This window comes from Arthrobacter globiformis (assembly GCF_046536215.2).
GTDB lineage: Bacteria > Actinomycetota > Actinomycetes > Actinomycetales > Micrococcaceae > Arthrobacter > Arthrobacter globiformis_E.
The window spans coordinates 3,811,723-3,837,124 of record NZ_CM143421.1; the positions used below are offsets into that span (position 1 = coordinate 3,811,723).

The window sequence follows — 25,402 nt, forward strand, 5'->3', positions numbered from 1 at the left end:
AAATGGCCAATCAATCCGCAATGGCCGCCGCAGGGACCAGGCCCGCCGTCGGGCGCAAGGACATGTACAAGGCGTTCGCGGCCAGCCTCACCGGCACCGCGCTGGAGTTCTACGACTTCGCCGTCTACTCCGCCGCCGCAGCCATCGTTTTCCCGCTGATCTTCTTCCCGGCATCGGACCCGGTGACCGGCACCCTGCTGGCCTTCTCGACCTACGCGGTGGGCTACATTTCCCGGCCGGTCGGCGGCATCATCTTCGGCCGGCTAGGCGATGAGATCGGCCGCAAGAAGATCCTGGTCTTCACCCTGATGCTGATCGGCGTGGCCACCTTCCTCATCGGCCTGTTGCCCACCTACGGCAACATCGGCATCCTGGCGCCGGCGATCCTCGTCTTCCTGCGGTTCGCGCAGGGCGTGGGCGTCGGCGGCGAATGGGGCGGCGCCGTCCTGCTCTCGAGCGAATTCGGGGAACCCAGCCGGCGCGGCTTCTGGGCCTCCGCGGCGCAGATCGGCCCGCCCGCCGGCAACCTCCTGGCCAACGGCGCGCTGGCCGTCCTGACGCTGACCCTGTCCGAGCAGGCATTCCTGGACTACGGTTGGCGGATCGCCTTCCTGATCTCGGCGATGCTGGTGGCCTTTGGTCTGTGGATCCGGCTGAAGCTTGAAGACACCCCCATCTTCAAGGCCATGGAAGCCCGTGGCGAGCAGCCCAAGGCCCCCATCCGCGAACTGCTCGCCACCCAGCGCCGGCCGCTCCTGGCCGCCATGCTCAGCCGCATCGGCCCGGACGTCCTGTACGCACTGTGCACGGTGTTCACCCTGACCTACGGCATGAAGGAACTCGGCTTTGACCGCGGGCAGGTCCTGGTCGCCGTGCTCATCGGCTCCGGCCTGCAGCTCTTCACCATGCCGCTCGCGGGCGCCGTCTCCGACCGGATCAACCGGCGCCTCGTCTACGGCATCGCAGCCGTCGCCGCCGCAGTCTGGGCGTACCTGTTCTTCATCGTGCTGGAAGGCCGCTCCCCGGTGATGCTCATTGTGGGCACCGTGCTGGGCCTGCTCTGCCACTCCTTCATGTACGGACCGCAGGCCGCGTTCGTCGTCGAGCAGTTCTCCCCGCGCCTCCGCTCTACCGGCAGCTCCCTGGCCTACACCTTCGCCGGCATCATCGGCGGCGCCATCGCACCGTTTATGTTCACCCTGCTGCAGAGCACCTTCCACAGCTGGGTCCCGGTGGCCATTTACCTCACCGTTGCCTGCCTGCTGACCGTGGTGGGCCTGGCCCTCGGCCGCAACTCGAACGTCGCCGAGGACGAGGAATACCTGCGGGCGTCCGCCGAACCTACCGAAAGCGCAGCCCGATGACCCAGACGAATGCCATCCTGGCCCCGGCCGAGGCCCGCCGGCAGTTCCGCAATGGCCTGGTCACCCCGACGTCGGGCTGGAGCGACGGCTACACGCAGGCCAACCTGATCGCGGTGACGGCGGACTACGCGGACGAGTTCCTCGAGTTCTGCCGGCTCAACCCCAAGGCCTGCCCGGTCATCGACGTCATTCCGGCGGGGCAGTACGAAAGTTCACTCGCCAAGGGCTCCGACATCCGGACCGACATCCCCGCCTACCGGGTGTGGAAGGACGGCGTCCTGGCCGCCGAGGTCCCGGATGTCCGCACGCTCTGGCGCGACGATATGGTGGGCGTGCTCATCGGCTGCAGCTTCACGTTCGAAGCCGCGCTGGCCGCCGAGGGCATCCCGCTCCGGCACACCGAGACGGGCCGCAACGTCCCCATGTACCGCACGAACGTGGAGTGCGCGCCGGCGGGGCGGATCCACGGCCCCATGGTCGTCTCGATGCGCCCGATGCCGGCCGAGCTGGTGGACACCGCCATCCGCGTCACCGCCGAGGTGCCGAAGGTCCACGGCGCCCCGGTGCATGTCGGCTCACCCGGGGAGCTCGGCATCGCCGATATCGCACGTCCCGATTTCGGCGACGCCGTGGACATCCGGCCCGGCGAGGTGCCCGTGTTCTGGGCCTGCGGCGTCACCCCGCAGAGCGCGGTGATGGCGTCCAAACCGGCCTTTGCCATCAGCCACGCCCCCGGGCACATGTTCATCACCGACGTTCCGGAGAGCACGTACCGGGTGCCGGCAGGCGAGCAGGATTAGAAGATCCGGGCGTTGGCCAGCACCGGCAGCTTTCCCCGGACATCGGGGATGACGGAGGGATCGACGTCGACCACGGCCAGCTCTGGCTCGCCGCCCAGCGCCACCAGTGCAGAGCCCAGCGGCGACACCACCGCACTGTGGCCGATCCCGGTAGGCGCGGCGCCGGCTGACGGCAGCCCGAGGGTCGCCGGATCACCCTGGCCGCACGCCACCACGAAGGTGGTGCTGTCCACGGCCCGGGCCCGGACCAGCAGGTCCCACTGCTCCGCCTTGCCCTCGCCCGCACCCCAGGATGCGCAGACGACGTTGATGGCGGCGCCGGCCCGGGCGTTGGCCGTGAACAGCGCCGGGAAGCGGACGTCGTAGCAGGTGGCCAGGCCGATGGTGGTGCCGTTGAGCTCGAAGGTCACCGGTGCCGTTCCCGCATCCACCGAATCGGATTCGGCGAATCCGAACGCGTCAAAGAGGTGGATCTTGTCGTAGGACGTGTCGAGCCCCGGACCGGTGACCAGCAGTGTGTTCCGTACCCGGCCGCCGTCGCCGGGCGTGAACATGCCAACCACGACGGCGATGTCCAGGTCCCGGGCAATGGCCCGTACCGCTGTGGCCCACGGCCCGTCCAGCGGTTCGGCGATCTCGGCCAGCGGATTGCCGAAGGCGCGCATGGCCGCCTCCGGGAAGACCACCAGCTCCGCGCCGGCCGCCTTTGCCCGCGTGGCGTAGTCTCGGATCAGCCCGAGGTTGGCCGTGAGGTCCGCACCGGTGACGATTTGGGCAACTGCTAGACGCATGGATCTGCTCTTCTCTGTTGTATACCTGATGTATGCGAAAAAGTTCGGGGACGGCGGCGTCCGGCCGGGAGAAGGCGTACGCCTATCTGCGTGAAAACATCCTGACCGACCCGGAGATGCAGGGGCGGTTCCTCAACGAGCAGGAGCTGGCCGCCGAGATCGGGGTCTCGCGCACCCCTGTCCGCGAGGCCCTTTTGCTGCTGGTCTCCGACGGGCTGGTGGAGCTCATCCCGCAGCGCGGCGCCTACGTTCCCCCGGTGACCGGCCGCGAAATCTCGGAACTGATGGAGCTGCGGGGCGTGCTGGAAAGCCACGCCGCCCGCCTGGTCATCGAGCACCGCAGCGTGCCGGCGGACCAGATGCAGGACACCCTCGACCAGCAGTCCAAGCTGCCCGCAAACGAAGGTGCCGACGCTGCGCAGGAGTTCATCCGGCTCGACACCCTCTTCCACCAGCAGCTCATTGACGCCGCGGGCAACGAGCTCATCTCCCGGACCTACAGCAAACTGCATGTCCGGCAGATCGTCGTCGGGGTTTCCGCCCTGTTCCGGACGGGAGGCCGGCGCGAGCAGGTCTGCTCCGAACACCAGGACATCCTCGACGCCCTGGTGTCCGGAGACGCGGCGAAGGCGCAGGAGGCCATCGACCATCACCTGGCCGTCACCCGCGACATCCTCCTCCGCACCTGACCCCGCCCTATGGAGTTTTTGTCCAGCTATCGCGACTTCCGGGGCCTTTAGCGGCCGATATCTGGACAAAAACTCGAAATCAGACCGCGCCGGACTGCTGGCGTGCCGAGGCGGAGCCTTCCAGCAGCAGCCGGTAGTCCAGGTCCTCGATGGCGTCGTTGTCCCGGCCGAGGGCCAGCCCCAGCACGGTGACCGCCGCGGCCACGGCCACGTAGATGGCCACCGGAATCCAGGTCTTGAACTCGGCGAGCAGCACCGTGAACAGCAGGGGCGCGATGGCGCCGCCGATGACTCCCGCGAAGGTGTACGCCAGCGAGCTGCCGGTGGACCGGAGGCGGGGGGAGAACTGCTCCACGATGAAGGCGGCCTGCGGACCGTACATGAAGGAGTGCGCGGCCAGGCCGAGGACGATGCCCACGATAAGCATCGGCTGGTTGTTTCCGCCCAGGACGCCGAAGAAGATGAACGTCCACACCGCGCCCACCACAGCGCCGACGCCGTAGACCAGGCGGCGGTTGAAGCGGTCGGAGACGGCGCCTGCCAGGGGGATCATGACCAGCTGGAACGCGGATCCGATCAGGACCGCGGTGAGCACCTGGTTGCGCTCGTAGCCGAGGGCCTGGATGCCGTAGGTGAGCGTGAAGACGGTGAAGAGGGCATACAGGACGTCCGGTCCCACCCGGCACAGGATGGCGGCGATCAGCGGGCGGAGTTCCTTGCGGAAGACCTCGCGGACGGGGGCATGCGGCTGTTCGCCGTGGGCCTCGATCGCCTTGAAGATGGGGGTGTCCTCCAGCTTCAGCCGGATCCAGAGGCCGAAACCGACCAGCACTGCCGAGACCAGGAACGCGATGCGCCAGCCGAAGCTGAGGAACTGCTCCTCGGTGAGCGCGACGGTCAGGACGGCGAGGGCGCCGTTGGCCAGCAGGTTGCCGGCGGGCGGGCCCACCTGGGCCGCGGAGGCCCAGAAGCCGCGGCGGTGCGGATCGCCGTATTCGCTGGAGAGCAGGACGGCACCGCCCCATTCGCCGCCGACGCCCACACCCTGTGCGAACCGTAGCAGGACCAGGAGGATTCCGGCCATGGCGCCGATGTTGGCGTAGCCGGGCAACACGCCGATGAGTACCGTGGCGACGCCGATGATCATCAGTGTGGTCACCAGGACCTTCTTGCGGCCGATTCGGTCGCCGAGCCGGCCGAAGATGATCCCGCCCACCGGGCGGGAAACATAGCCGACGGCGTAGGTGGAGAAGGCGAGGATGGTCCCGGTCAGCGGATCGGTCGCCGGGAAGAAAACGACAGGAAATACGACGGCGGCCGCCGCCGAGTAGACGGCGAAGTCGTACCACTCGAGGGCGGTGCCGGTGAGGCTGGCGGCAAAGGCCTTGTACAGGCCCTTGGGGTGAACTGTCGGGTGCGGGGTGGCGTGCGGGTGCGGCGCGGTGCCGGGATCCGGAACTGGAGCGTTGGCCATGGTCTTGTCCTCCACGAGGTTTTTCGAGTGACGCCTGTCACGCTGGCGTTAAATGTATACATTACGCATACTGGATGTACATTGGCGACCGTTTCCGGTTTCCGGTTTGTAAAAATTTCTGCAGCAGCAAATGCAAAGGATGGATCCACGATGACGACTCTGAGCTTCGAACTACCGGACGGCCGCACGCAGGATGTGGAGGTCAGGCACCTCCTGAATGCCGGCTACGCGGGGCGTGAGCAGGATGAAGTCCAGGCCCATATCGCTGAGCTCGCTGAACTTGGCGTTCCGGGCCCGGCCACTACTCCCGCCCTGTATCCAGTGTCCCCCTATCTGGCCCAGCAGGTATCGGAAGTCCGGGTGCAGCATGAACGCACTTCCGGGGAGGCCGAATGGGCCCTTGTCATCACCGCGGATGGGGTGCTGCTCACCGTCGCCTGCGACCACACGGACCGTGCCCTCGAGGTGCACGGTGTGGCCTGGAGCAAGAACGCGAGCCCGGACGTTCTGGGCCGCAAGGCCTGGCGGCTCGATGATGTCCGGAACCACCTGGACCAGATCACCCTCAAGGCCTGGGTGGGGGAGGGCGACACCCCCGACACCCTCATCCAGGACAGCTCGCTCGAAGCCCTGCTGACGCCGGACTACTGGCTGGACGTCCTCACAGAACGCGGCCTCAACGCCCCCGGGACGGTACTCATCTCCGGCACCGTGGCCATGACCGGCGGCGTGAACCAGTTCGCCCGCAGCTGGAAGGTGGAGATGGCCGATCCCGTGACCGGCGCCTCCGTGGATGTCCAGTACGTCGTGGAACAGATGGCCGAGCCTATCGGCTGACGGCAGCCGTCCTCTTCTTCCGCACTGTCAGGTAAAGCCGGTGGGCGGTGACCACGAGGGCCAGCCAGGCCGCGCCGAGCGCCCAGGCAGCGAGCACATCGGTGAGCCAGTGGTGGCCCAGATACACCCTGCTCAGGCCCATGGCCGCGGCGAAAAACGCGGCGGCCGCGCCGGTGAGGATGCGGCTGCGGGCCGTCTTCAGACGCAGGATGATCAGGTAGGCGACGATTCCCGCGATCACCACCGCATTCAGGGAATGGCCGCTGGGAAACGAAGCCGAGTGTTCGTACGGCGGAACGGCGTCGCTGAGGTCGGGGCGGGTGCGGCCGATCAGCCGCTTCCCCGCGATGGTCATCAGCAGGGAGCCCAGGCCGGCCGTGACGATCAAAATGACGGGCGTCCATGACCGCCGCCGGTAGGCAAGCGCGCCCATGACGGTCAGGGCGAGGATCGGCATGCCGATGGTGCCGCCCACGTCGGTGAAGGCGGTGATCGCCACGTCAAGGCCGGGGGAGCGCAGGCTCTTGCCGGCCGCGAGGACCGGATGGTCGAGGCCGGCCACACCGTCGGCCCGGACCACCGACTCATACACCTCGGCGAAGGCGGCGGTGAGCACCGCGGCAACGACCGCCCCCAGCATCAGGGTCAGGATCAAAGCGCCGTGCGGGCCCAGGACCTGGCTGATCCGCTGGGCGGCGCCGACCAGGAGGCGGCCGAACCGGCTCTGCCAGCGGGTGAGGTCCTTGCCGCCGACGGACGTGTCCTGGCGCAGTTCGCCGGGCACGCCTGTTTGCGGGGTTCCCTGCTTGTCGGTCAGCGGCCCGCCGGGCAATGGCGTGTCGGCCAGTGGCCAGTCCGTCAATGGCTTCTCAGTCAACGGTTCGTCAGGCAATCCGGGGTCCTGTCTCTCGTCGTTCGCAGCCGAACTCAGCAGCAAGGCATTTAGTAAGCAACCTTACTGGTTGTGTCGCGCAGCCGTCCATGGGAACAGGGGCGGGGGAACAGAAAAGCGGACGACGGCGGGAACCCCCGCCGTCGTCCGCTTGACTTGGCCGCTGCGGCGGCAGAGATCAGGCGCTCAGTTCGTCCGGACTGTGGTGGGCGTTGCCGGACATGGCGCGGGCGCGGCCGGCCTTGGCCCGGTACGAGGAGAGGAAGGTGGCGATGCGCCGCACGGCCTCGCGGATGTCGTCCACCGCGGGCAGGATGACGAACCGGAAGTGGTCCGTGGCGTGCCAGTGGAACGCCGTCCCGTGCGAGACCAGGATTTTCTGGTCCTGCAGCAGGTCCAGGACAAACTGCTCGTCGTCCACGAACGGGTACATCTCCGGATCCAGCTTCGGGAACAGGTACATCGCACCGGCGGCCGGAACACAGCTCACGCCGGGAATTTCGTTGAGCAGCCGGCAGGCGAGGTCGCGCTGTTCCCGCAGCCGGCCGCCGGGCCGGATCAGGTCGGTGATGCTCTGGTAGCCGCCCAGCGAGGTCTGGATCGCGTGCTGCGCGGGAACGTTCGGGCAGAGCCGGAGCGAGGCCAGCAGCTCCAGCGACTCCCGGTACGCGGCGGTGGCCCAGCGCGGACCGCAGACCGCCACCCAGCCGGCCCGGTAGCCCGGCATCCGGTAGGCCTTGGACAGGCCGGAGAAGGTCAGGACCGGAATGTCCCGGGCCACGGAGGCGGTGTGGATGTGGACGTTGTCGTCGAACAGGATCTTCTCGTAGATCTCGTCGGAAAACAGCACCAGGTCATGGCGCCGGGCCAGATCGGCGAACCCCTCCAGGATGTGCCGGGGATAGACGGCGCCGGTCGGGTTGTTGGGGTTGATGAGCACGATGGCCCGCGTGCGGTCCGTGATCTTTGCCTCGACGTCGGCCATGTCCGGCCACCAGTTGTTCTCCTCATCGCACACGTAGTGCACGGCGGTGCCGCCGCAGAGGACGGTGGCCGCCGTCCACAGCGGATAGTCCGGGGACGGGATGAGGACCTCGTCGCCGTCCTCCAGGAAGGCCTGCAGCGTCATGGAAATGAGCTCGCTGACGCCGTTGCCGATGAAGATGTCCTCGACGCCGATCTCCATCAGGCCCTTGGTCTGGTAGTACTGCGAAATGGCCGTCCGGGCGGAGAAGATGCCCTTCGAGTCGCTGTAGCCCTGCGCCTCGCGCAGGTGGTGGATCATGTCCACTACGATGGACTCCGGCGCGTGCAGGCCGAACGGCGCCGGATCCCCAAGGTTCATGCGCAGAATGCTGTGGCCTTCCGACTCCATTTTCTTCGCCGCATGCTGCACCGGACCCCTGAGGTCGTACCGGACATCTTGCAATCGGCTGGAATTCTGCATGGCGCGCATGAGGCATGTTTTCACAGCTGCGCCGCTCCGGACAATGTGAAGAACAGGCCCGGGCGGACGACGGCGGGACCTCCCGCCGTCGTCCGCCACCGTCCGGCAGTGTCAGAGTTCCGGGACGCACTCCCCGCCACCCAGAATGGCCAGGCCGGCGAGGTCGCCTGCGGCGAACTCGGTGACGTCGGCGCCCTCCGGGTTCATCAGCTGGGTGGGGTCGTTGACGTGGTCCAGCCCCAGGACGTGGGCGAGCTCGTGCATGATGACGGCACGGGCGTAGCGGCGTCCGTCCGGCCATTGCAGAATGTCGGCGAAATCGGGGGCGTCGAGTGCCACCTGCCCCGCCACCAAGACGTATGGCTGGCCCTCCACGTACGCGTACCCGCTGCCGCCCAGTCCGTCGACATCCCCGGCGAGGTCAGGACTCTCGGCAGGGTTGGACCAGGCAATCAGAACGGGCGCCCACCTCTTGCCGTACCGGTCAGGCTGGTACATCTCGCGCTCGTCGCTGGGAGCCTCCGACGTGGGGCCGTCATAAACGAAGCGCAGCCCGGTGGCGGCCGAAACCTTGGCGACCGCCTCCTGGATCATCTGGTCGGCGCCGGGCGGGGCGTCGTCCTGGCGGACCACGTAGTGCACCGGCCGGCAGGGATCGTAGGCGGCGAACGGCTGGCCGGGGTCGGGCGATTCCTGCAGGGCGTACGCCTTTGATCCTGTGCTGGCAGGCGGCTGTCCCAGCGGTGCATCGGCGGCCTCGAACCCGGGCGGCGGCACCGGCGCCCCGGGGAGGTACGGGAGAACTGCGGGCAGCACGAAGCGTTCGAACACCATCGGTAGGGAGGAGAGGCCCACGAGCAGGGCGATGCCCGCGCCGATGGCCCACTTCCTGCCGTGGCCGGGCCTGCCGAGGCGTGTCCTGCCCGCGCGTCTTCTGCGCCGGCCGTAGGCCTGACCCGGAGGCGGCATGTGGGCGGACGGACCCGAACGCCATGGGGCGGGGTCCTGCAGCGTCCCGAAAGCCTCGTCGATGGCCCATTGCGGAATGCGCCCGCTGGCGGACCGCCGGACGCCCGGCGGCAACCCGTCAGTGGGTGCCGGGGAACCGTTGGGCCCGCGGGAACCGTTGGGCACACCAAAATCTGGCGGCGGCGGGCTCTCCCGCCAGTTGGAATCCGGACGCAACAGTGTCCCCCTGGTTGTTGCATGTCGCCATCACGAGAAATGACTCACCCACAGCATAAGGGCGCAGGCCGACAACGACTGCCATTATTCTCCGGCGGCAGGCATCCGACGCAGGCCGCCGCCGTTGCCGCGGTCGGCGGACCTGACGTAGCTTCGGGGAAGAGATTGCTTGGGAATTGGCGAGAAGGAGTGTTGAGGATGTCCCTGTTCAAAGGACTTGTGAACGGAGCGCTCGCAGGCGCTGCGGGAACCACGGCTCTGAATGCCGTTAGCTACCTGGATATGGCGTGGCGGGGGCGGCCGGCGAGCACGACGCCCAGCGACTCGGTGGAGCGGCTGGCGGAACGGGCAGGCGTGACGATCCCGGGAACCGAGGCCCAGCGCGGAAACCGGGTGGAGGCGCTCGGCCCGCTGCTCGGCATCGCCACAGGCATGGGCCTGGGCGCTGTGCTGGGGGCGGCGGGGTCATTGGGGGTGCGCACCGGGCCCGTCGGGTCGGTTGCAGTGGCCTCGGTGGCGGCCCTGCTCGTCTCGAACGTTCCCATGACCGCCCTCGGCGTGACCGATCCCCGGACCTGGAGCGCCGCGGACTGGGTCAGCGACATCGTGCCGCACGTGGCGTACGGCGCAGTCACGGGGCACCTGCTGGAGCACCTGCCGAAGTAGGTGGCTGCTCCCGAAGATACCGAAACCCTGCAGGAGCCCGAGCACTCCCGGCCGGCCGGCCGGAAGGCGCGCTGGGGCACCCGCTGGGCCACCGTCGTCGCCGTCCTCCAGCGGCTGCTGTACGTGGCCATCACCGCCGCCGTGGGCTGGGCCGTCTACTTCTTCCTGCTCGCCCGGCTGGCCAGGGGACCGGAGCAGGTGTGGGTGTTCCTCCCCGTCTGGCTCATTGCCGCGTACGCCTTCCTGCCCCGCGTCCACAAGATCCTCAGCAGCCTGTACCTGCCGAACTACTTCATCGGGCGTGCCCGCACGGGCGACGGCGTACTGGGCGATCCGGTCAACCTCGCGGTGATCGGTCCGGCGGACGAACTGCGCGCCGCGATGCTCACGGCAGGGTGGATTGAGGCCGATCCCGTCAGCCCGGCCACAGCCTGGAGGACCCTCACGGCAACGCTGCTGGGCCGGAGCTATCCGCAGTCGCCGGTCAGTGCCCTGTACGTCTTCGGCAACAGGCAGGACATGGCGTTCCAGCGCGAAATCGACGGCAACCCGCGCAAGCGGCACCACGTGCGGTTCTGGAAATGCCCGGACGGCTGGATGCTTCCCGGCGGGTTCGCCGTCGACTGGGTGGGAGCCGGAACATACGACAAAAGCGTGGGACTTTCGCTCTTCACGTTCCAGATCACACACAAGATCGCAGACGGCACCGACGAGGAACGCGACTTCATCATCGGCACGCTGAAAACTGCCAACGCGGTGGAATCCGTGCACGTCATCCGGCACTTCTCCTCCGGCTACCACCATCGCAACGGCGGCGGGGACAGCATCCGGACGGACGGGCACCTGCCCATCATCGACCTCCTGCCGCCGCGCCGGCCGGATCCTTCCCGGCCAACTTGACCGGGGAGGAGAACGCAAGAGGACGACGGCGGGACGCACCCGCCGTCGTCCTCTTTCCTTTGGCACAATTTTCCTTACGCGGAAGGGCCGTGGGAATTGGGCAACGGAGGTTAGGGACGGCATGAACAAGGCAATCATCAGGTGCCCCCACTGCGGCCAGGCCAACCGCGTGCCGGCGGCCGCCGCGGGCCGGCCGCGGTGCGGAAAGTGCCGCCGTGACCTGCCCTGGGTGGTGGAGGCGGGCGACGACGACTTCGCTCTCATCGCCGAACAGTCCCGCGTACCGGTCCTGGTGGACTTCTGGGCAACATGGTGCGGACCCTGCCGCATGGTGAGCCCGGTACTGGACCAGCTGGCGCATGAGCGGGCAGGGGAGGTGAAGCTGGTGAAGGTGGACGTGGACAAGGCGCCCGGGCTTTCCGCCCGCTTCGCCATCCAGGCGGTGCCGACGCTGATGGTGATCGTGGACGGGAAGATCGCGGCCCGCCAGGCGGGTGCCGCGCCGGCTCCTGTGCTGGACCGCTGGCTGAGGGAGGCGCTGGCGTGAGTGATGCAGAACTTGCCGCCGCGGACACTTCTGCGGCCGAACTTCTCTGGGCGGAGTATGCCGCCGCCCGCCCTAAGTTTGCCGGGTCCGCGCACCAGGGGTGGCTGTCAGGGCCTGGGACCGTGCGCGTCAGATGGTCCGCGGAGCCTTCGCCAGGTTCTCGGCGAGCTCGGCCGCGTTCTGCCGGACCACGTAGGCCGGGCGGTCGCGCTCGACGCGCCAGCTGTCGGACAGGGGACCGATGTTGACGGTGTCGAAGCCGAACTCGTCGTAGAGCTTCGCCACCAGGTCGCTGGCCTCGGGGTAGTCGCTGGCCGTGGCCAGCGCGCGGCGGTTTTCCGTGCCCGGCGGGGTGCCGTCCGAGGTGATCTGCATGGCCATGATGTGGTTGAAGCCCTTGGCCACCTTGGACTCCGGAAGGTGCTCCTGCAGCAGCCCGGACGTGGTGGCCTCCCCGTTGTCCAGCGCCGGGAAGCGGCCGTCCCGCTCCCAGTAGTAGTTGTTGGTATCGATCACGATCTTTCCGGCCAGCGGCTGAACGGGGATGTCCCGGTAGCTCTTCAGCGGAACCGTGACCACCGCGAAGTCAGCCGCTGCCGCGGCCTCCGCAGCGGTGGCTGCCTTCGCCCGCGGTCCCAGCTCCGCAACGAGCGGTGCCAGCGTTTCCGGCCCCCGCGAATTGCTGATGACCACGTCATAGCCGAGCTCCACAGCCTTGCGTGCGACCTGGCTTCCAATGTGTCCTGCACCGATGATTCCGATTGTTGTCATGTCCGGCGCAACAGCCGTCAGCCCGCAGGTATTTCGCACATTACGCCGGACGACTTACGCCGCGCCGTTGACGTCATGCGCCGAACCATTGACGGCGTGCGAGGGCGGGGCTGCCGGCGGTCCGCGCGTGCCCAAGTAGCGGAAGCCGCGAAAATTCGAGTACCTGATACGGATGACCCCCGGTGCCGTGGCGCATAGGGTTGATTCATTGGGTGGTGGAAAGTGTGCCGGCGCCACCAACAGCCGGCAGACACTGGGCTGGGACGGCCGCCACGGTTGTTGCCGGACCCGCCGGTCCTCCCGGCTGATTCGGCACGTCGGTGACCGCCGGACCAAGTTGGACGCAGAGCTCGCCAGAGCCTCGCCTGACGGCCGGCAGTCATGGTTGAGTACCCGGTCCGGCCTTATGTTGCCGCCCCACCTGCGAGGGCCCCTATGAAGATTTCGAGGTCTGAACTTTCCGTCATCACCGCGGCCGTGAACACGGCACCTGTGAAGGCGGTCCCCGACCAACCTTCCGGCCCGGCCGCAGCCGCCACGGATGCTGCCGCCGTGCGGCCACAAGGCGACGGGGTCCCCGCCCTTCCGGTCCCCGCCGTTCCGGCGCGCGCCGATATAGGCAACTGGCCCGACCCAATGTGAAACCGGCCCACGGTAAACCGGCCCAATGTAGGCTGACCCGATGTATGCCCGGGCAGAACGCACCGCCGGTGGCGGACGACGGCGGGAGGTCCCGCCGTCGTCGTTTTTCCGGGTGTCCGGCTGGTTCCCCGCAACGCTTCGTTGAAGTGTCCGGCACGCGCCGGAATACTGGAACCGGGACAATGTCCGGCGGCAGGGGCGGTGAAACGGTGACGGGTTCAACTGGCGGCGACTTCAGGCGGAAGGTAGAGCGCGCGGCCGAACTCCGTGCCCTCCGGTCCTCCGGCGGGACAGCGGAGGAGGACGCGGAACTGTCCGCCGCGGAGTCCGAACTGCGGGAAAAACGACGGAAGGTCAGCGACGCGGCCCGTGCCGATTACCTGATCCGGGATGCGATGGCGCAGGGAAAGTTCGACAACCTGACATACTCCGGCAAGCCGATTCCCGGGCTCGGCGAGGGCTACGATCCCGACTGGTGGGTCAGGGGCCTCATCCAGCGCGAGCACCTCAGCGGGCTGGGACCAAAAGCGATCCTGCTGCGCACCGAGGACGCGGAGCTGGACGCCAGGCTGGACGCGCAGTACACGGAAAAGCAGGTGCGCGACATCGTCGGGGACTTCAACGCCAGCGTCATCGACGCCCGCCGCCAGCTCCAGGGCGGGCCGCCGGTGGTGACGAAAACCCGTGACCCCGACGTCGAGGTGCAGCGGTGGCGCGAACGGCGGGAGGCGGCGGCCGCGGCTGCGCCCGAACCTGTTCCCGAAGCCAAACCGCCGTGGTGGCGGCGCCTGCGCCACCGCTCCTCCTGAAGCCCCGAGTCCTTAACTCCCACGAGGTGGCACGATAAAGGAATGGTGGCTGTTCTGCTGGGCTGGAACCCGGGCGTAGGCGATACCTGGCCGGGCTATTCGCGGGTGGTGGATGAGCTGGGCGCGGCTGGCGTGCACCGGCGCGCGTGGCCCATCGGGCCGGGGATCGGCACCGGCCCCTCGTCGACGGGAGCGGACGCGTGGCTCCTGCTGCATGGAAAGGCGGGCAGCGGGCTCATTGGCCACGGCGTGATCGCCTCTGCCCCATATTCACTTGCCGGGCCCGATTTGTCAGGCGAACCGGGGACCTTCGTTGACGTGGACTTTGACGTGCTGCTGCCCCTTGGGGACCAGATCCCCCTGGATGTCCTGGCAGCCCGCGCGCCGCTGACGGACTGGCTTGCTGCGGCACCTGCTGGCGGCTGCCGGCTGATTCCGGAGGAACAGGCACGCGCCATCCGCGAGCTCTGGGCTGAGTGCATGCCGGCCGACGAGATGGATCCGGTACTGCCTGTGCCCGGCACCCTGCAGCAGGACGACCTGGTCCGGGTGGGCGTAAACAGGTACGAGCGCAACCCGTACGCCCGGCGCGTCTGCCTGGCGCACCACGGCACCTCGTGCGCCGCCTGCGGGTTTTCCTTCGAAGCCGCCTACGGCCCGGAAGGCGAAGGCTTCATCCACGTCCACCACCTGGTGCCGGCAGCCCAGCTGGGGCCCGGCTACGAGCTGGATCCCGTGGGCGACCTCGTGCCGCTCTGCCCCAACTGCCACGCCATGGCGCACCGGCGCCGCATTCCCTACACCGTGGCCGAACTGCGGGCCATGCGGTCCCGGGCGGGGTACATCAGCGGATCCGTGGTGTCGCAGCAGGAGCTGGACGCCCAGGCCGACGCCCGCCGCATCCTGGGCAGCACCTGAACCGGCCTGGACCGGAACCGGCAGCACCTGAACCGGCAGCACCTGAACCGGCCAGGACCGGAACCTACGGGTACCAGAGCCAGTCCCGGTTGAAGTCGGGATGGTCGCTGTAGGGGACCGCGAGCGCATTGAGGGACAGGGTGGTCCATTCCAGCGCCTGCGGAATCCACTCGGTCTCCTCCCCGAAGGGATCGCTCACAAGCGTGGCCAGCGCCGTCTGCCGGGCAGCCTCGACGATGCCGATCAGGCGCCGCTTGGCTTCGCACTCCAGCAGCAGGCGGCGTTCGTACCACTTGCCCGATTCCGACGTCGTGCGGTCGTCGAGCAGCTTGCGCGCCACGGCCTCATCCTCGGCGATGCGCGCGGACAGGAACTCCACAATGTCCACTGTCTGAGCGTACGCCCGCAACGCCGGCACACGATGCTAGACGGCGGCCCGAAGGTCCGCGGGGATGCTGATGTCTGCCGGGGTGCTGAGGTCCGCGGGGGACAGCGGCAGGTAGTAGGCGGAACGGTAGCGGGTGCGGTCGCCGGTCAGCACCCAGGCCGACCCCTTGCGGACGCGGAAGCGCTTGGTCAGAACCGTCCGGTCGCGTTGGATGAGGTGGGCCAGGATACCGGCCATGACATCCTCGTGCGTGCACAGGACCGTTCCCGTCCCGCGGGCCCTGGCCACGAGTTCCAGTGTGGCCGCCAGGTTGCCGCCGGTCAGGTGCTCCGAGAGCTCCACTTTGAGGGATTCCCGGCGTGCCAGCCCGGCGACGGTTTCGGCACAGCGGACCGACGGCGCCGAAACGATGCGTTCGAACGCAAACATGGCTCCCAGCGAGGCCAGCGACCTTGCCGCCTGCTCGCCGGCCGGTGCCAGCGGCCTGGCGCCTGCTGCGGGGTTCCACCCGTCCCGTTTCGTCATCTCAGCCCCGCGCACCAGCAGCAGCATTTTCTCCCGCTTCGGCGCCGGACGGATGCCCAGCTCCGACTGGAGCCGGCTGCCCAGGGCGATGATGGCGGGCCTGTCCCGCGGTTCTGTCACCGCGCGCAAGGCGTCGGGCAGCGAAAGCCACCTGACGGCGTCGACCTCGTCATTCGGGGTGAAGCGGCCTGACCCCGCCGCGGCAGCCCAGTAGCGGATGGTCTTGATCCTGCGTTTGCTGTCCTCGTAGCTGATGCTTGGCAGTTCCGCGCCCACGCGGCAGCGCAGGCCCGTTTCCTCCCGCACCTCGCGTTCCGCGCATTCCCGGCCGGTTTCACCGGGGTCCGCCTTGCCCTTGGGGATGGACCAGTCGCCGTGGGCCGGCCGGTGGATCAGGAGCACTTCGAGGGAGCCGTTGTTTCCGATCCGCCAGGGCAGTGCACCGTACGTCGGGGGCTTCGTCCTGCTCATGCGCTCGTCTCCGTCTGAAGGCTGCCGTTTCCGGCAGGAAGCAGGTTCTCGGCCGGAACCAGGTTCTCGGCAGTGACCAGGGTGAGGACAGGTGCGTCCTTGGCATGCTGCAGGCTGTCCAGCCGGCTGTAGAGGCCGCCGGACGCGGCGAGTTCGCCGTGCCTGCCGCTTTCCACGATCCGGCCCTTGTCCAGCACATAAATCCGGTCGGCCCGTTTGAGGGTTGAGAGCCGGTGCGCGATGACGATCACCGTGCGCCCGGCCATAAGCCGCTCGAGGCCCCGCATGACGTACTGCTCCGAGATGGCGTCCAGGCCCGACGTCGGCTCATCGAGGATGACGATGGGGGTATCCCGGACCAGCGCGCGGGCGATGGCGATCCGCTGGCGCTGGCCGCCGGAGAGCGTAACGCCGCGCTCGGCCACCAGGGTGTCGTATCCCAGGGGCAGGGCGCGGACGAACTCGTCCACGTGGGCTGCCTCGGCCGCGGCCAGGACCTGCCCGCGGGTGACGCCCTCCGAGCCGTAGGCGATGTTGTCGTAGATGGTCCCGCGGAACAGGATGGATTCCTGCAGCACCATGGAGACCTGCCTGCGCACGGTGGCCACCTGCAGCTCCCGCACGTCGATGCCGTCAAGCAGAACTTCCCCCTCCGCCGCATCGTAGAGCCGTGGAATCAGGCTGACGACAGACGACTTGCCCGCTCCCGTTGGGCCGGTGATCGCCACGACGCTGCCGGGCTCCACCTTGAGGTCGATCCCGTGCAGTACGTGCCGGTCGCCCTGGTAGCCGAAGCTCACCGAGCGCAGCTCCACAGCGCCGGCCAGCCGCGGCGCAGGCCGGGCACCGGGCAGGTCCGAGATGGCAGGTGCGGTGTCCAGGATTTCCTGAATGCGCTCGGCGCTGGCCTGGCCGCGGCTGATGACGGTGGTGAGCTTGGCCAGCGACTTCATGGGGGAGTACAGGGCCTTGAGGTAGGCGAGGAAGACCAGCAGCAGCCCCAGCGTCAGGGACCCGTCCAGCACCCGCTGGGCGCCGATCCAGAGGACCAGCACCGTCCCCAGGGTCGCGATGATGTCAACCAGCGGCGAGAACATGGACTGCAGCCGGATGACCCTCAGCCCGGCGTCACGCCGGCCGTCGTTCCGCGTCCGGAAGTCCTCCTCGTGGCGCGCCTCGCTTGTGTAGGTCTGCATCACCCGGACCGAGGCGAACGTCTCCGACATCGCCGCCGCGATGTCGCTGTCCCTGCTGCGGGCCTCCTTCGACGCGCCCTTGATGCGGCGCCGGTAGAAGAGCACCGTGATGAACAGCAGCGGCGAGACCGCCAGGCCGATCACTGCAAAGGTCGGGTCGATCAGCACGCAGATGGTGATCACGAAGCCGAGGATGAAGATGTTGGGCAGCAGCACCGACAGGATGGACACCATGAGGGCGCGCACGTAGTCGACGTCCGTGGTGGTGCGGGTGACCAGGTCGCCCAGCCGCTGCTTGTCGTGGAAGGCCAGCGACAGCCGCTGCAAATGGGTGAAGACTTCGGCCCGGATCGTGGCCATTGCCCTCTCACCGACGCCGTTGAGCAGGCGGGTGCCGAGGTAGTCCGCCCCCGCATTCAGCACCGTCATCGCGAGCAGCGCCGAGGCGGCGAGCAGGAGCAGCTGGAGCTGGCTCAGGCCGGCCAGTCCGAGGAAGGCGGGCATCTCATGGAGCTTGGAGCTGCCCGTCGGCTGCAGCACGTCGTCGACGATGACCTTCATGGGCCACGGCAGGGCCACTTCCATGGCGGCGACAAAAACCACCAGGAGGGCACCGCCTGCCAGCGCCCAGACATGTGGGGCTATCGCCCCGCGGAACCGCCAAAAGGTTTGAAACATCTCTCCCCCTAGGAACCCGGCGGTCGCGGGCATCGCCCGAACGCTGCGCGTTGGGCGATGCTCTGAGACCGTCCAGGGATAATCCCTGGTCCAGACCACTATTTCCCAACGAGCTTTGGGAAAACCCTGCCGGAGCTTGGGGAAAACTTGCTGGCGGGATGGAGTCCGACGGCGGTTGCACCGTTTGGGGGGCTTACAACCGGGCTGTCACGGACTACCGTTTGCAAGTAGAGGCAATTTCCAGCCCGACGGCAGCAAAGGAGTGGCCATGGGTGACGTGTGGATCCGCACGATCAACCATGGACTGGTGCGGGCCGACAGGGTCACGGAGATTGCCGCATCCCGCGGATCGGTCCACGAGGAACGCGGGTATTCGATCAAGGCCGTGGCCGAGGGCAAGGCCTACATTCTGATCGACAACAGCGACCTTGAGGGCACCTCGAACGCACGGTTCGGGCATGCCGGCCGTATGCAGGCGGCACTGCTGCTCGCCGTGGATGAGGCCAGCACGGCCGCCATGCCGATGGTGATCAGTTATGAACAGGCCGGGGAACGCTGGGTCCTCACCCCGGCCGCGGACTTTGCGGGTGAATCGGTGCCGGCCGTGCCGATGGCATCGGGGGATCATCACCTGCCCGCTGGCTGAGGTACGGCCCGTCCTCCTAGCCTGCCACCGCGCTGGCATCCTCCGGGCCCACGAAGTCGCAGGAGCCCGGGTGGCGTTCGGGCAGGATGCAGGTCCGGCCGGTGGCCAGGTGGACATTGCCGCAATGGCCGGCCAAGGCCACGTCTTCGCGGACATGGAAGCTTCTGAGATCGGGCCGTTCCGTGCTGCCGGCCGGAAGAACGGAGGGTGGGCCGTCGGCTACTGGCTTGCTGTCGTCGTCGAATTGGTTCATGTCTGGTGAGCTCCTCGTCGAGTGGCTGCCCCCAAATTTGCAAGGCCAGTCGTGCGGATCCTAGGCCTCCAGTCTCCCGGAGCGGGATTAACGGCGGGTTACGGGGCTGTTAGGTCCGTTTGGCGATCCTGTCCCGGGCTACCCGAGCAGGTCGTCCACGTAGCACCACCGCCAGTCCTCACCCGGTTCGATGCTGCGCATGACCGGGTGACCAGTCGACTGGAAATGCCGGGAGGCATGGGTGGCAGGCGAGGAATCGCAGCAGGCCACGTTGCCGCACTCCAGGCACATCCGCAGGTGGACGGTGGTGGTCCCTTCGCGGAGGCAGGCGTCACAGCGTGCATCGCCGGGAACTTCGGGTTCGCGGGCTGCCTCCAGGTGCTCGCACTCGCCGCCCGGCCTGGAGACGGCGCGGGAGCCGGTAACATCGGCCTCCTCGATGACGGCGTCCAGCATCGACTCTTCGACGTCGAGCCGCTCCAGGACGCTGCTGAGGACCTCGTGCGGGTAGTTCCCGCCGCTCCTGAGTTCGAGGACTTTCGCCCGCTCCGCCTCAAGCATGGCCAGCCGGAGTTGGGCATAGCGCTGGCTGGGGGTGGCGGCTTCCGCCGTCGGCCTCCCAAGGCGCTCCCATGCCGCCAGCCCGCGCTCCTGCGTCCTCCGCTTGAGCATGGCCACCACCTCCGGCGGGTCGTCATCCGTCTGCAGCTGGTGCAGCCGCTCCACCCCCGCTGCTGTGGCCTGCTGCGTCAGGTCCGCCTGGGCCAGCGCGTCCTCGCCCGGATCGGGACCCTCTACGCGGAGCAGCCGGACCAGGGCGGGCAGCGTGAACCCCTGCAGCGCCAGGGTCCCGCCCACCACCACCAGCGCCGCCAGGATCAGGACCGTGCGGTGCTCCAGCTCCTCGGGCAGGGTGAGGGCCGCGGCGAGCGTGACCACCCCGCGCATGCCGGCCCACGAGATGATGGCGGGGTACTGCCAGGGCGGAGCCGGGTCCTTACGGGCCACGGCCGGGATGAGCCTGGGCAGGTAGGTGGCCGGAAAAACCCAGACAGGCCGGAGCAGGAGCACGGACAGCAGGATCACCGCACACCCGGCCCAGATCCTGGCGGCGCCCAGGGAGTCATCCTGGACGCCGTCGATGATGGTCCGGACCTGCAGCCCGATGAGGAGGAACACCGAGTTTTCCAGCAGGAACTGCACCGTCTCCCAGTTGCTCCGCTGGCTCTGCCGGGCGGCCCCGCTGGGCATGGAGGGCGCCTTGGTTCCCATGATCAGGCCCGTGACCACCACGGCCAGGACGCCGGACGCGTGGATTGCCTCCGCCGGCAGGTAGGCCACGAAGGGTGCCATCAGCGACGTCGAGGTATTGATGGCAACGTTGCGGATCCGCAGGCGCAGTTGGGTCAGGACGTAGGCCGCGGCGAGCCCCACCACCAGGCCGCCGCCCGCAGCGAGCAGGAAGTCGGCACCGATCTCCAGCGCGGACACGCTTCCTGCGATGGCCGCGACGGCTGCGCGCAGGCAAACCAGGGCGGTTGCGTCGTTGACCAGCGACTCGCCTTCCAGGATGCTGACTATCCGGCGTGGCATCCCCACCTTCCGTGCAATGGCCGTCGCGGCCACCGCATCCGGAGGTGCCACCACGGCAGCCAGGGCTATGGCCGCGGCAAGCGGTATCTCAGGGAACAGCCACCAGACCACCAGTCCGACGGCGGCGGTGCCGAAGATGACGTAGCCCACCGAGAGCAGCCCGATGGCCCTTTTGTTGGAGTGGAAGTCGTAAAGCGACGTCTGCAGGGCCGCGGCATACAGCAGCGGCGGCAGCAGCCCTACGAGGACCAGCTCAGGGTTGAGGTCGACCCGGGGGATGAACGGGAGGAAGGAGCCGGCCACTCCGGCGAGTACCAGGAGCAGCGGGACCGATATATCAAGCTTCCGGCCAAGGGCGCTAACCGCGCAGACCACGGCGGCGAGCGCCAACAACCCCAGGGCAACGTCCATGCGGCTATTTTCTCAAGTGTCCCGGACCGCGTGACTGCACCGGACCGCCCGACGGCGGGCAGCGCCGTCGGACGAAATCACGACGCAGGTCAGGACGTGGTTCCGCCGACGTCGTCAGCGCCCTCGGCCGGATCCTGCGAATGCATGCGGATGTCGGTGGGGTCGGCCGTTTCATCGCCTTCGGCGGGGGCTTCGCTGTGGATGCGCTGCAGCATCTCCGGATTTTCGCTCATGACTGCCGCTCCTCTGTTGCGGTTGTGTGCTGGTGGCCATCGCTTAGGTTCATCTAGCTACCGCACCGGCAGGGCTGTCAAGAACCGGCTCCGCGCTGCCTCACCGGGGGAGCGTCAGCCGGCTGGCTTAAGGGCAGTACGCCATGCGGCAGCCGCCCTGGCCGCCCCGAGTGTCCAGGTTGCGGTGCCGGAGACGCCGGCCGCTGGCTGCGCCCTGTCAGCCAGTGCCGCGATCTGGCCGCCTGCGGCCTGCCAGCGCTCTGTCCAGCCGGCGGGGGCGGTGATGGCCGGGGCGGCGGCGTCCACGCCGACCCCGCCGATCAGCATTGCGCCGTTACTGGCAGTAGTGACGCTCGGGACAGTAATACTCGTGGCGGAGTAGCTTGTGTCTACGGCAGTGGCAACAGTGCTGTCCACCGGTGTCGCGGTGTTGACGCCGCGGTAGGCAGTCATCCCGGCGCCCCACTTCACCGCCGTGCTCAGGGTCCAGCGATAGCTTGCCGGATCGCTGGACGTCACAGCGTGCCAGTATGCGAATACGCGTGCGCCGGAGGTGGATGAGCTATTGATGGACAGGGCGCTGACCATGGGAGTCCAGCCTGCCGGCGCGGACGCCATGCTGGGGTTCAAGTCCGCCGTGATGGACGCGACCAGCACGTCACCGGCCGAGGTTCCGGCCGGTGCTGCCAGCGTGACGGCGGATGCTGCGGTTGCTGAAAATGCGCTGCTCGAGCTCCGGACGCTTATCCCAGTCGGCGCCGTGGCCGGTGCAACTGTAACCGTCGAGGTGGTGGACGCGGACCCCCCGCTGTTGGAGACCGTTAGCTTCACGGCGTAATTTCCGGCGTCGGAATAGATGTGGCTGGGGTTCTGGAGTGTTGACGTAGCTCCGTCGCCGAAGGTCCAGGCCCATGACGTCGGGGCGGCAGTGGAATTATCGGTGAAGTTCACCGTCAGCGGTGCCGTGCCTGAGCCCGGGGTGGCAGTGAAGGCCGCAACGGGGGGTACAACCGGAGCCAGGCTCCTGTCGGCGAACCAGTAGCGCTTAGCCACGTTGTCGCTCGCCATGACCACCAGGCCCGTTACGCTGTCCACACCCTGCTTTGTGGTGGTCACGTTGTTCATGTTCGCTGAGCCGGCGTCCTGGATCACAGGCGTTCCGCGCCCCGGTGCAAAGACCGGATTGTCCATGGACGCGGTTTTCTCGTAGATACTCCCTGCCACTCCGGAAAAGGCGCAGCCGCTGACCGAGGTGGAGGGTGCGGTGTGGAATGCGTGGACCTGGTTGTTTTGGGTGTCCAGCAGGATCTGGGGACGCGAGACGCAGTCACCGGTCGTGGAAATGACCGATTGGGAGAAGGACCCCGTGCCGGGTTTGAACACGAGCAGCAGCAACTGCGGCAGGTTTGGGTCGGAGGAAGAATCATTGAGGCTGGTCTTGACCGCGGCAAACACCCGGCCGGCATTGTCGGACAGCAGTGCCTTGAGGTTCAGATGATCATCGGGCAGGCCTGGTCCGCGGATGGCCGGCTGGACGTTCCAGGATGAGGAAGCCTCGGGGGCGGTCCGGTCGTTGCGGGTTGCCCAGTACACCGTTCCGTCGAGGTGGTCGCTCCACATCACGCCAATCTTGTTGTTTCCATAGGCCACGACGGCCGAGATGTCATCAGGAGCAGGGTGGGCGTCGGGAGCTGGTATCACGAAGGGCTGGGCCCAGCTGGAACCCCCCGGCACAGAATAATTGACGTAGACCGTGTTCGTGTAGCCCGTTGACGAGCTGCCGGAGACTTGCGTCCAGGTCGCCCAGATCGCCCCGGTCGAATCCTGGTCGATTGTCATGGACTCGCTGCTGCGGTCGGAGATGACGGACGGGAAACCGATGTCCAGGGTGTACGTTCCATTGGCGTAGCTGTAGCGGTACAGCTTGGCCGGTTGGCCTGACTCCGACGGCACGGTCGCGTTGTCGCCGGAGACAGTGACGACGTGGGACGCGATGTAAAGATGCGTTCCGTCCCACAAGGTGTCCGCCAACGTGGTGTTGCGGCTGTCATTGAGCAGGCCGGTGTCGACCCAGGTCTTTGTGCCCCTGTCCAGGCGGTAGATATGCCACCCGCTGCCTGTTGTCCACATGTCCGCCCACCAGGAGCCGTCGTTCCACCAGAGTTTGCTCTGCGGCTTATCCGACGTCGGCGGGTTGCTCACCCCCGAGTAACTGATGCTTTGGAAGCCGTAACTGCTCTCGGCCGCTGCACCACCGGGTATCCCCAGCATGCTGCCGGACGTGATGAGAGCCAGGACGAGGAACTGTCCAAACCTGCCGGCAATATTATTCTTCTCCATCGCCGATTTCTTCCTAGCGTTCGGGTTTGCGTTCGAATGAATTAGGCACAAAGCCCCGGATGGTAGAGCGAAGTCTCGGTTTGCTTCACCATCATTAAATCGAGCGCCCCGGATGTCCGATTATATTCATTTTTCCGGCATTTGGAAGGAGGTTGCCCCATCATTGCCCTCGCTGCCTGACGGAAAACAAGTAGTGTCCGCCTGAAAGCAGGAAAGTAAGTAGTCGGTCTGGTGGGAAGACGAGTAGCTGCTACTCGCGACGATGGATTGAGGACGCCCTAGGCTATTCTGCACGGCATACCCAGCCGCAGTGCGAATCAGGGGAGAAGGCCTGGCCAACACCGGTCCAGTGCCAGATTTATGTGTTTGCAAGCTTCAAGGGTCTCGCTCAAATATCCATTAACAATTCCGTATCGTCCTTAGGATTCTGAACTGGTCAGGAATGGCACGGTGCCATAACCCACGCCGGCTCCGGATCGTGATTGTTATGAAGTGGTGAGACTCGTGGCGTTTTTACCTCAACCTTCCATAATTCTGCCTGAAACGGATACATTCACCGTGAAGGCTTCTGTCAGGGCCATGATTAATGCACCCGTGCAAATATCGGGAAGAAAATGAAATGGCCGAGCAGGACAGGGAACTTCTTCCCGCCGCAAAAAATTTTGTTTTGGAACTTGTCCAGGCCATGCCGAGCCATGTGAAGCCCAAATGGCAGGGGGCCAGATGGATCGGCGCGATTGACATCGACTGCCTCTTAGGCCATGCAGTCCTCAAACTGCGAAACTCCGAAGGTTACTCCCGGGCGCGATTGCTCGTTCGGGAAGGACTCTCCGTGCGGGGCTTTGTCGACGTCCAGGCCCGCGGCGGAATCTTAGACCGGCGGGCGCTTGAGGCTGCGGCGGCCTCACTTCCTGCGGCGGAGCCCGTACCCGATAGCGCACCGACGCCCGCCATCACGGTGGTCATCTGCACCAGGGACCGGGCAGAGATGCTGCGTGAATCGCTCAGCGCGGTTTTACGCCTGGACTACCCAACGTTTGACGTCGTGGTGGTGGACAACGCACCGACAGACAGCGCCACCAGTGATCTGGTGCGGGTCGTTTTTCCAGACCCGCGGGTACGCCTTGTCACCGAGCCGGTTCCCGGGTTGTCCCACGCGCGCAACGCGGGGCTTCGCCATTCGCAGTCGGAAATTGTCGCGTACACCGACGACGACGTCGTGGTCGACAAATGGTGGCTGCGGGAGCTCGCAGCCGGCTTTGCGCGGGCCGGTGACGTGAAGTGTGTCACGGGCCTTGTTCCCGCCGGCGAAATGCGTTCAGAGGCCCAGGGGTATTTCGAGGACAGGGTCAGCTGGTCCAAGCGCCTGTCACCAAGGGTATATTCGCTCGCAGAACCGCCCGTTGACCTGCCAACCTTCCCGTTTTGTGTCGGTGCTTTCGGTACCGGCGCAAATTTCGCTGTTGATCGCTGCGCTGCACTGGCCTTGGGCGCCTTTGACACGTCACTGGGCGTCGGAACCCGCACAGGCGGCGGCGAGGACATCGATATGTTTACGCGGGTGATCCTGGGCGGGCACTCGCTTGTGTTCCAGCCTTCAGCGATCGTCTGGCACCGCCACCGCGACGACCTGGCGGCACTGCGCACCCAGGCCAAGGGTTACGGCAACGGCTTAGGTGCCTGGATCACCAAAATTCTGCTCAACCCGCGCACGGCAAGACTGGCACTCGCCCGGAGCCCGCGGGCAGTCCGCGGCTTTTGGCGGAACGCCCGGCGTCCTTCCTCCGGCGACACGCCGGAGCGTGACCTGCTGCTTGATTCATGGGGTCCACGAATTGCCATGGCGCTTTGGCTGGAAGTGCTTTGGGTTGCCATCGGGCCCATAAATTACCTGCTGCAACGCAGGTCGGGGGAGGACGCGGACGAATGAATGGCC

24 protein-coding genes are annotated in these 25,402 nt (G+C 67.1%); 11 read left to right on the plus strand and 13 right to left on the minus strand.

The window, feature by feature from the left end; all coding sequences use genetic code 11:
* Nucleotides 1-2 precede the first annotated feature (2 nt).
* Complete coding sequence (locus R5O87_RS17160; protein ID WP_410556839.1) at nt 3-1,364, plus strand: MFS transporter; 1,362 nt, start codon at nt 3-5, stop codon at nt 1,362-1,364.
* Nucleotides 1,361-2,164: a putative hydro-lyase gene (locus R5O87_RS17165; protein WP_410556840.1), complete on the plus strand. Its 804-nt coding sequence runs from the start codon at nt 1,361-1,363 to the stop codon at nt 2,162-2,164. Before R5O87_RS17160 ends, R5O87_RS17165 begins: the two co-directional genes overlap by 4 nt.
* Here R5O87_RS17165 and R5O87_RS17170 read toward each other — a convergent pair.
* Complete coding sequence (locus R5O87_RS17170) at nt 2,161-2,955, minus strand: carbon-nitrogen hydrolase family protein (protein WP_410556841.1); 795 nt, start codon at nt 2,953-2,955, stop codon at nt 2,161-2,163. The genes R5O87_RS17165 and R5O87_RS17170 overlap by 4 nt on opposite strands.
* A gap of 32 nt (nt 2,956-2,987) precedes the next feature.
* On the opposite strand from R5O87_RS17170, the gene R5O87_RS17175 reads away from it, so the two are divergent.
* Nucleotides 2,988-3,644: a GntR family transcriptional regulator gene (locus tag R5O87_RS17175; protein WP_410556842.1), complete on the plus strand. Its 657-nt coding sequence runs from the start codon at nt 2,988-2,990 to the stop codon at nt 3,642-3,644.
* A 79-nt stretch (nt 3,645-3,723) separates the two neighbouring features.
* On the opposite strand, the gene R5O87_RS17180 is transcribed toward R5O87_RS17175, so the two are convergent.
* Nucleotides 3,724-5,118, minus strand: a complete 1,395-nt coding sequence (locus tag R5O87_RS17180) for an MFS transporter (RefSeq protein ID WP_410556843.1) — start codon at nt 5,116-5,118, stop codon at nt 3,724-3,726.
* A 150-nt stretch (nt 5,119-5,268) separates the two neighbouring features.
* On the opposite strand from R5O87_RS17180, the gene R5O87_RS17185 reads away from it, so the two are divergent.
* Nucleotides 5,269-5,955 (plus strand): DUF2848 domain-containing protein, encoded by a 687-nt coding sequence (locus tag R5O87_RS17185; protein WP_410556844.1) that lies wholly within the window; start codon nt 5,269-5,271, stop codon nt 5,953-5,955.
* Here the strand turns inward: R5O87_RS17185 and R5O87_RS17190 are convergent.
* The 3 genes from R5O87_RS17190 to R5O87_RS17200 form a co-directional block, all read right to left on the minus strand.
* Nucleotides 5,945-6,817, minus strand: a complete 873-nt coding sequence (locus R5O87_RS17190; RefSeq protein WP_410556845.1) for a phosphatase PAP2 family protein — start codon at nt 6,815-6,817, stop codon at nt 5,945-5,947. The two genes, R5O87_RS17185 and R5O87_RS17190, sit on opposite strands and share 11 nt — an antisense overlap.
* Before the next feature lie 208 nt (nt 6,818-7,025).
* Nucleotides 7,026-8,303 (minus strand): pyridoxal phosphate-dependent aminotransferase, encoded by a 1,278-nt coding sequence (locus R5O87_RS17195; RefSeq protein WP_410556846.1) that lies wholly within the window; start codon nt 8,301-8,303, stop codon nt 7,026-7,028.
* Between the two features lie 102 nt (nt 8,304-8,405).
* Nucleotides 8,406-9,428: a matrixin family metalloprotease gene (locus R5O87_RS17200; RefSeq protein ID WP_410556847.1), complete on the minus strand. Its 1,023-nt coding sequence runs from the start codon at nt 9,426-9,428 to the stop codon at nt 8,406-8,408.
* Between the two features lie 249 nt (nt 9,429-9,677).
* On the opposite strand from R5O87_RS17200, the gene R5O87_RS17205 reads away from it, so the two are divergent.
* The 3 genes from R5O87_RS17205 to trxA all read left to right on the plus strand — a co-directional run bounded on the left by R5O87_RS17205 (nt 9,678) and on the right by trxA (nt 11,592).
* Nucleotides 9,678-10,145 carry a hypothetical protein gene (locus R5O87_RS17205; RefSeq protein ID WP_410556849.1) on the plus strand — a complete coding sequence of 156 codons (468 nt, stop codon included), beginning with the start codon at nt 9,678-9,680 and terminating at the stop codon, nt 10,143-10,145.
* Nucleotides 10,146-11,045 (plus strand): LssY C-terminal domain-containing protein, encoded by a 900-nt coding sequence (locus R5O87_RS17210; protein WP_410556850.1) that lies wholly within the window; start codon nt 10,146-10,148, stop codon nt 11,043-11,045.
* 121 nt (nt 11,046-11,166) lie between these two features.
* On the plus strand, nt 11,167-11,592 hold the full coding sequence (gene trxA, locus R5O87_RS17215; protein WP_410556851.1) for a thioredoxin: 426 nt from the start codon (nt 11,167-11,169) through the stop codon (nt 11,590-11,592).
* A 129-nt stretch (nt 11,593-11,721) separates the two neighbouring features.
* Here trxA and R5O87_RS17220 read toward each other — a convergent pair whose 3' ends face one another.
* Nucleotides 11,722-12,363 carry an NADPH-dependent F420 reductase gene (locus R5O87_RS17220; RefSeq protein WP_410556852.1) on the minus strand — a complete coding sequence of 214 codons (642 nt, stop codon included), beginning with the start codon at nt 12,361-12,363 and terminating at the stop codon, nt 11,722-11,724.
* 824 nt (nt 12,364-13,187) lie between these two features.
* Between R5O87_RS17220 and R5O87_RS17225 the strand changes: the two genes are divergently transcribed.
* Nucleotides 13,188-13,814, plus strand: coding sequence for a DnaJ family domain-containing protein (locus R5O87_RS17225; RefSeq protein WP_410556853.1), 627 nt, complete (start codon nt 13,188-13,190; stop codon nt 13,812-13,814).
* A 42-nt stretch (nt 13,815-13,856) separates the two neighbouring features.
* On the plus strand, nt 13,857-14,732 hold the full coding sequence (locus R5O87_RS17230; protein ID WP_410556854.1) for an HNH endonuclease: 876 nt from the start codon (nt 13,857-13,859) through the stop codon (nt 14,730-14,732).
* A gap of 64 nt (nt 14,733-14,796) precedes the next feature.
* Here the strand turns inward: R5O87_RS17230 and R5O87_RS17235 are convergent, their stop codons facing one another.
* The 3 genes from R5O87_RS17235 to R5O87_RS17245 are packed head-to-tail and all read right to left on the minus strand — an operon-like array spanning nt 14,797 to nt 17,990.
* A complete protein-coding gene (locus R5O87_RS17235) occupies nt 14,797-15,120 on the minus strand; it encodes a DUF6221 family protein (RefSeq protein WP_410556856.1) in 324 nt (107 codons plus the stop codon).
* 36 nt (nt 15,121-15,156) lie between these two features.
* On the minus strand, nt 15,157-16,116 hold the full coding sequence (locus R5O87_RS17240) for an NUDIX domain-containing protein (RefSeq protein ID WP_410556857.1): 960 nt from the start codon (nt 16,114-16,116) through the stop codon (nt 15,157-15,159).
* Nucleotides 16,113-17,990, minus strand: a complete 1,878-nt coding sequence (locus R5O87_RS17245) for an ABC transporter ATP-binding protein (protein ID WP_410556858.1) — start codon at nt 17,988-17,990, stop codon at nt 16,113-16,115. Before R5O87_RS17245 ends, R5O87_RS17240 begins: the two co-directional genes overlap by 4 nt.
* 268 nt (nt 17,991-18,258) lie before the next feature.
* Between R5O87_RS17245 and R5O87_RS17250 the strand changes: the two genes are divergently transcribed.
* Complete coding sequence (locus tag R5O87_RS17250) at nt 18,259-18,636, plus strand: hypothetical protein (RefSeq protein ID WP_410556860.1); 378 nt, start codon at nt 18,259-18,261, stop codon at nt 18,634-18,636.
* A gap of 16 nt (nt 18,637-18,652) precedes the next feature.
* Here the strand turns inward: R5O87_RS17250 and R5O87_RS17255 are convergent, their stop codons facing one another.
* The 4 genes from R5O87_RS17255 to R5O87_RS17270 all read right to left on the minus strand — a co-directional run bounded on the left by R5O87_RS17255 (nt 18,653) and on the right by R5O87_RS17270 (nt 23,466).
* On the minus strand, nt 18,653-18,889 hold the full coding sequence (locus R5O87_RS17255; RefSeq protein ID WP_410556861.1) for a hypothetical protein: 237 nt from the start codon (nt 18,887-18,889) through the stop codon (nt 18,653-18,655).
* A gap of 138 nt (nt 18,890-19,027) precedes the next feature.
* Entirely contained in the window at nt 19,028-20,893 is a 1,866-nt protein-coding gene (locus tag R5O87_RS17260; RefSeq protein WP_410556862.1) for a Na+/H+ antiporter, read from the minus strand.
* 89 nt (nt 20,894-20,982) lie between these two features.
* Nucleotides 20,983-21,126: a hypothetical protein gene (locus R5O87_RS17265; RefSeq protein WP_410556863.1), complete on the minus strand. Its 144-nt coding sequence runs from the start codon at nt 21,124-21,126 to the stop codon at nt 20,983-20,985.
* Nucleotides 21,127-21,240: 114 nt separating this feature from the next.
* Nucleotides 21,241-23,466 carry a PKD domain-containing protein gene (locus R5O87_RS17270; protein ID WP_410556864.1) on the minus strand — a complete coding sequence of 742 codons (2,226 nt, stop codon included), beginning with the start codon at nt 23,464-23,466 and terminating at the stop codon, nt 21,241-21,243.
* A gap of 619 nt (nt 23,467-24,085) precedes the next feature.
* Between R5O87_RS17270 and R5O87_RS17275 the strand changes: the two genes are divergently transcribed.
* Nucleotides 24,086-25,396, plus strand: a complete 1,311-nt coding sequence (locus R5O87_RS17275) for a glycosyltransferase family 2 protein (RefSeq protein WP_410556866.1) — start codon at nt 24,086-24,088, stop codon at nt 25,394-25,396.
* The last annotated feature ends 6 nt before the right edge of the window (nt 25,397-25,402 follow it).

Excerpts from the sequence above, each read along its gene's own strand:
- R5O87_RS17160 (WP_410556839.1), top strand. The coding sequence starts at position 3 with ATGGCCAATCAATCCGCAATGGCCGCCGCAGGGACCAGGCCCGCCGTC.
- R5O87_RS17165 (WP_410556840.1), top strand. The coding sequence starts at position 1,361 with ATGACCCAGACGAATGCCATCCTGGCCCCGGCCGAGGCCCGCCGGCAG.
- R5O87_RS17170 (WP_410556841.1), bottom strand. The coding sequence starts at position 2,955 with ATGCGTCTAGCAGTTGCCCAAATCGTCACCGGTGCGGACCTCACGGCC.
- R5O87_RS17175 (WP_410556842.1), top strand. The coding sequence starts at position 2,988 with ATGCGAAAAAGTTCGGGGACGGCGGCGTCCGGCCGGGAGAAGGCGTAC.
- R5O87_RS17180 (WP_410556843.1), bottom strand. The coding sequence starts at position 5,118 with ATGGCCAACGCTCCAGTTCCGGATCCCGGCACCGCGCCGCACCCGCAC.
- R5O87_RS17185 (WP_410556844.1), top strand. The coding sequence starts at position 5,269 with ATGACGACTCTGAGCTTCGAACTACCGGACGGCCGCACGCAGGATGTG.
- R5O87_RS17195 (WP_410556846.1), bottom strand. The coding sequence starts at position 8,303 with ATGCGCGCCATGCAGAATTCCAGCCGATTGCAAGATGTCCGGTACGAC.
- R5O87_RS17205 (WP_410556849.1), top strand. The coding sequence starts at position 9,678 with ATGTCCCTGTTCAAAGGACTTGTGAACGGAGCGCTCGCAGGCGCTGCG.
- trxA (WP_410556851.1), top strand. The coding sequence starts at position 11,167 with ATGAACAAGGCAATCATCAGGTGCCCCCACTGCGGCCAGGCCAACCGC.
- R5O87_RS17220 (WP_410556852.1), bottom strand. The coding sequence starts at position 12,363 with ATGACAACAATCGGAATCATCGGTGCAGGACACATTGGAAGCCAGGTC.
- R5O87_RS17225 (WP_410556853.1), top strand. The coding sequence starts at position 13,188 with ATGTCCGGCGGCAGGGGCGGTGAAACGGTGACGGGTTCAACTGGCGGC.
- R5O87_RS17230 (WP_410556854.1), top strand. The coding sequence starts at position 13,857 with ATGGTGGCTGTTCTGCTGGGCTGGAACCCGGGCGTAGGCGATACCTGG.
- R5O87_RS17240 (WP_410556857.1), bottom strand. The coding sequence starts at position 16,116 with ATGAGCAGGACGAAGCCCCCGACGTACGGTGCACTGCCCTGGCGGATC.
- R5O87_RS17245 (WP_410556858.1), bottom strand. The coding sequence starts at position 17,990 with ATGTTTCAAACCTTTTGGCGGTTCCGCGGGGCGATAGCCCCACATGTC.
- R5O87_RS17250 (WP_410556860.1), top strand. The coding sequence starts at position 18,259 with ATGGGTGACGTGTGGATCCGCACGATCAACCATGGACTGGTGCGGGCC.
- R5O87_RS17255 (WP_410556861.1), bottom strand. The coding sequence starts at position 18,889 with ATGAACCAATTCGACGACGACAGCAAGCCAGTAGCCGACGGCCCACCC.
- R5O87_RS17260 (WP_410556862.1), bottom strand. The coding sequence starts at position 20,893 with ATGGACGTTGCCCTGGGGTTGTTGGCGCTCGCCGCCGTGGTCTGCGCG.
- R5O87_RS17265 (WP_410556863.1), bottom strand. The coding sequence starts at position 21,126 with ATGAGCGAAAATCCGGAGATGCTGCAGCGCATCCACAGCGAAGCCCCC.
- R5O87_RS17270 (WP_410556864.1), bottom strand. The coding sequence starts at position 23,466 with ATGGAGAAGAATAATATTGCCGGCAGGTTTGGACAGTTCCTCGTCCTG.
- R5O87_RS17275 (WP_410556866.1), top strand. The coding sequence starts at position 24,086 with ATGGCCGAGCAGGACAGGGAACTTCTTCCCGCCGCAAAAAATTTTGTT.